This is a genomic window from Paenibacillus ehimensis NBRC 15659, assembly GCF_004000785.1.
Lineage (GTDB): Bacteria > Bacillota > Bacilli > Paenibacillales > NBRC-103111 > Paenibacillus_G > Paenibacillus_G ehimensis.
In genome coordinates this window covers 1-1,315 of sequence record NZ_BILX01000190.1, presented here as the reverse complement: position 1 = coordinate 1,315, position 1,315 = coordinate 1, and the positions used below count along the sequence as shown (strand labels likewise).

General features: G+C 43.0%; 2 protein-coding genes. Both read right to left on the bottom strand.

Going from position 1 to position 1,315, the window contains the following annotated elements; translation table 11 throughout:
• Positions 1-954 (bottom strand): hypothetical protein (locus tag PEH01S_RS34270; protein WP_164828161.1); only part of this gene is annotated, 954 nt, incomplete at its 3' end.
• Between the two features lie 58 nt (positions 955-1,012).
• The coding region (locus PEH01S_RS34265; RefSeq protein WP_174807201.1) for a GBS Bsp-like repeat-containing protein at positions 1,013-1,315 on the bottom strand (303 nt) is incomplete at its 5' end.

The window sequence follows — 1,315 nt, the reverse complement described above, 5'->3', positions numbered from 1 at the left end:
TGTATACTTCATCATGGCTTGCAGTTCATATGATTTCCCGCCAACGACAGGGATGGCATTAGAGAGTACGTATTGATAGGACTCAGGGTCACCCTTACCGTTGAATAACCGGTATACGTTTGCTCCATCTACTGGGTCATAGGGAGCCAGTCCGGCAAATGGCTCGCTGCTAGTTCCATTCCGCCAGTGCATTTCCCAAAAATCCGGTAAGTTGTTCCCATTTTCGTCTTTTTCAAAGCTGCCGTTTATGTTGATTTCTTTAAAAGATACGGTATCCAGATCCATATAGGCTGAATCCTCTCCACCTACAGCGAACCGAATAAGAACAGATTTGGCATTAGGTTTTGCAACGAAGACTTGGGAGTGATTATGCCATTTCCAGCCGCCATTGTTGTAGGACTGCGTATCGTACCCTACCTCTTTGCCGTTGGCATCCAGTTGTATGATATGCATTCCAGCCGTTCCGCCGCCTTGGAGCGTATACTTCATCATGGCTCGCACTTCATAAGATTTACCGCCAACCACGGGGATGGCATTTGAGAGTACGTACTGATAGGATTCAGGATTGCCCTTACCATTGAATAACCGGTATACGTTTGCTCCATCTACTGGGTCATAGGGAGCCAGTCCGGCAAATGGCTCACTGCTAGTTCCATTCCGCCAGTGTACTTCCCAGAAGTCCGGCAAGTTGTTCCCATTTTCGTCTTTTTCAAAGCTGCCGTTTATACTCATGTTTTTGGAAATTATATTGCCATTACTATCGTAAATATACTCTTCAAAAAGGCCGCTTGGAAACTGAATATACTTGATTCTTCCAAGACTATCGTAAACATAATTATATCCACCTACTTGTGACTCAGAAGCCGCTGTTGCGACGATCACGAAGTGAAATAAAACCAAATATAAACTAAGGCATAGCAGATATAATCTTTTTTTACAACTAGAAAGATACATTCAGTCATACATCCTTCATGATATTTTTTGTTTCCTATGTCCTTTGTTTCAACAATTATCAATTAACTAAAACAGAGCCATCACCTATCATTACCGCATTCCCTTTCTGATCGTACGAATAAATATGAGTGATATATTCGCCTGTTTCTTGATTATGCTCGCTGAACGGAACCGTTATTTTCCACGTGTTGGCCCCGACCTTATATCCGTCTTTCCAAACGATATCATCTTGACCGTTTTGCAGTGTCCATGTCGGAAAAGCTACTCTAGCAACCCGTTCTCCCACACCATCAATATAAATATCATAGCTGCCTGACGATAAATTCACAGTGGAAGGGTTGCGTGTGTTGGTCGTTAGGTT